The sequence below is a fragment of the Nocardioides sp. genome (assembly GCF_030655615.1).
Taxonomy (GTDB): domain Bacteria; phylum Actinomycetota; class Actinomycetes; order Propionibacteriales; family Nocardioidaceae; genus Nocardioides.
This window is the reverse complement of sequence record NZ_JAURVJ010000012.1, coordinates 1-3,351: the sequence shown is the minus strand read 5'-3', so window position 1 is coordinate 3,351 and position 3,351 is coordinate 1. Positions and strand designations below refer to the sequence as shown.

The following is a 3,351-nucleotide window of genomic DNA, read 5'->3' as shown; positions in this document are numbered from 1 at the left end:
GCGCGTGGTGCAGTCGGCGCGGGTGAGGACGTGGAGGCGGCCGAGCTGGTCGCCGGCGTCGCGCACGTAGCGGCGTACGGCGGAGTCGGTCCACTCCCCCGACCCGTAGCCGTGGAAGCGCAGGTGCAGCTCGACCAGCTTGCTCACGGCGTCGATCTCGTCGTTGCTGAACCGCAGCGCCTTCATCCGCTTGGTCGCGAGCTTGGCGCCGACGACGTCGTGGTGGTGGAAGGTGACGGTGCCGTCGTCGACCAGGCGACGGGTGCGTGGCTTGCCGATGTCGTGCATCAGCGCGGCGAAGCGCGACACGAAGTCGGGGCCGTCCCCACCGAGCCGCGGCTCGAGGTCGATCGCCTGCTCCAGCACGGTGAGGGTGTGCTCGTAGACGTCCTTGTGGCGGTGGTGCTCGTCGCGCTCGAGCTGGAGCGCCGGCAGCTCGGGCAGCACCAGCTGGGCCAGGCCGGTCTCGACGAGCAGGGTGAGGCCGAGGCGCGGGTGGGGCGCGCAGACGAGCTTGACCAGCTCGTCGCGGACCCGCTCGGCACTGATGATGGTGATCCGCTCCGCCATCGCCGTCATGGCGGCGACCACCTCGGGGGCGACGGTGAAGCCGAGCTGCGCCGCGAAGCGCGCGGCCCGCAGCATCCGGAGCGGGTCGTCGCCGAAGGAGTCCTCGGGGCGGCCCGGGGTGCGCAGCACCTGGTGGGCCAGGTCGACGATGCCGCCGTAGGGGTCCTCGAAGGTGCGGTCGGGCAGGGCGACCGCCATCGCGTTGACCGTGAAGTCGCGCCGCCCCAGGTCACCGGCCAGCGAGTCGCCGTAGTGGACGGTCGGGTTGCGCGAGGTGGGGTCGTAGGTCTCGGAGCGGTAGGTCGTCACCTCGACCACCCAGGGCCCCTTGCGGGCGCCGATGGTGCCGAAGTCGCGGCCCATGTCCCACAGCGCGTCGCCCCACCCGCCGAGGAGCCGCTCGGTCACCTCGGGCAGCGCCGAGGTCGTGAAGTCGAGGTCGTGGTGGGAGCGGCCGAGCATCGCGTCGCGGACCGGACCGCCCACCAGGTGCAGCTCGTGGCCGGCGTCGGTGAAGAGCCGACCGAGGCCGTCGATGAGCGGCGCGAGCCGGTCGAGCTCGTCGCCGACGCGCCGCTGGACCTCCACGATCGACAGCGGTTCGGGTGTGGTGACGGGCACCCGCATCACTCTAGGAGTGGCCGGGGGACACAGGCGAGGCGGATACCCTCGTGCCGTGGCCAGTCCCCGGAGATTCCTGCGCGCCCTCGTGGCGACGTCGGCTCTGGGCGCCGGGCTCGTGCTCGCCCCCGTGGGGTCCGCCCCCGCTGTGGCGGCACCCGGTCCCGCGACCACCGCGCCGGCCGCGACCGCCGCGCCGGCCGACGAGACCGACGACGCCCCGCTCGCGGTGACGATCCGGTCGATGACCCCCGGGTCCCTGCCGGCGACCGGCGACATCGTGGTCACCGGCACCGTCACCAACCGCAGCGCAGAGACGTGGGACGGCATCAGCCTCTACGCGGTCGTCGGCGACGAGCTCGACGGCGTGCCGATCGAGCCGATGCGCAACCAGGGCGAGCTCGAGCTCGCGATGCAGACGCCGTTCGACGAGGTCATCGGTTTCCGCAAGACCCGCGTCGGCACGCCCGGGTCGGTCGCCCAGCTCGCGCCCGGCGCCTCGGCGGGCTACACGATCGTGCTCCCGGCCGACTCGATCGAGGTCACCCGTGCCGGCGTCTACTGGTTCGGCGTCCACGCCCTCGGCAGCAGCCCCTCGCAGCCCGGCGACGGACTGGCCGACGGGCGCGCCCGGACCTTCCTCCCCTACGTCCCGCGGCGCTTGGACGCCACGCCCGTCGCCACCTCGGTCGTGGTGCCCCTCGCGCAGCCCGTGCGCTACGCCTCCGACGGCTCGGTCGACGACGAGGAGGCGTGGACCCGCGCCCTCGGGCCCGACGGCCGGCTCACCCGGCTGCTCGACTTCGTCGACGCTGGCACCGACCCGGTGACCTGGCTCGTGGACCCCGCGCTGGTCGACGCCGTCGCCCACCTGGCGGCCGGCAACGCGCCGCGCGACCTCGGACCGACCTCCGCCGGCGACGCCACCGAGGAGCCCACCGACGAGCCGACGACCGACGCCGAGCCGCTCTCGGAGTCGGCACAGGCCGCGCAGGCCTGGCTCGTCGCGCTCGGCGAGGCGCTGCAGGGCGACGAGGTGCTGACCCTCCCCTACGGCAACATCGACGTCCCGGCGACGCTCGCCCACGAGCCCGAGCTCCTCAAGCTCTCCCTCGCCCAGCGCAGCACGGCCCTCGACGCGCTCGGGGTCGAGACCGAGCCCGTCGTGACGTCGCCGAGCGGCTACCTCGACGCCGCCACCATCCGCGCCACCGACCTCGACTCCCGGATCCTCGTCACCGACCGGATGTTCGGGGCGGACCCGCCGGCCGCGGCCGACGCGGCCGGCCATCGCCTCCTCGTGACGTCGTACGGCGCCACGCAGGGCAGTCCCGGACCCGGGCGCACGCTCACCTCGGTCGGCATCCGGCAGCGGCTGCTCGCCGAGGCCGCCGTCCGGGTGATCAAGAACCGCCGGCAGCCCCTCGTCACCGTGCTCCCCCTCGACTGGGCGCTCGACGACGAGCAGTCGTTCTTCAGCGGCCTCGACGTCCCGTGGCTCGACCTGGGCCGGCTCGAGGAGGCCGAGTCGGCGGCCAGCCCGGTCGCCGTCCTGCCCGAGGAGCTCGACTACACCTCCCTGCAGGAGCGCCGCGAGCTCGACGCCCCGACGGTCGATGCCGTCGCCGGCCTGATCCGCGCCGGCGACGTCCTGCAGAACCTGCTCGTCGACAACACCGGGATCGGCGGCACCCTCACCGAGGAGGCCCTCACCGGGATCTCCTACTTCGTGCGCAACGCCCAGACCGAGGGCCGGCTCAGCGTCGGCCGGTCGCGCAGCTGGGTCGACGCCCGGCTCGGCGGCGTCCGCATCAGCGCCCCGCCGGGCGTGACCCTGTCGAGCGACACCGGGCAGTTCCAGGTGACGCTCTCCAACACCCTCGACCACCGCGTGGCCGTGACGGTGCGGGCCGCCTCCGACGACGGCATCGAGGTCGACGCACCCGAGCGCGTGGTGCTGCCGGCCAAGGGCCGCGTGTCGATCCTGCTCGAGGCCCGCGCGACCACCAACTCGGTCCACAACGTCACGCTCATGGTCACCGACTCGACCGGCGCCCCGGTCGGCTCGACCGACGAGCTGCCGATCCGGCCGACCCAGGTCAGCGGCGTCATCTGGCTGATCATGGGCACCGGCGCCGGGCTGCTGTTCCTGGCCATCGC

At 73.9% G+C, this 3,351-nt stretch carries 2 protein-coding genes; one reads left to right on the top strand and one right to left on the bottom strand.

Translation table 11 applies throughout. The features are described 5' to 3' along the window. The coding region (locus Q7T52_RS00940; protein WP_370692271.1) for a CCA tRNA nucleotidyltransferase at positions 1–1,197 on the bottom strand (1,197 nt) is incomplete at its 3' end. Positions 1,198–1,246: 49 nt separating this feature from the next. Here Q7T52_RS00940 and Q7T52_RS00935 point away from each other — a divergent pair. Beyond that, the coding region (locus tag Q7T52_RS00935; RefSeq protein WP_304798681.1) for a DUF6049 family protein at positions 1,247–3,351 on the top strand (2,105 nt) is incomplete at its 3' end.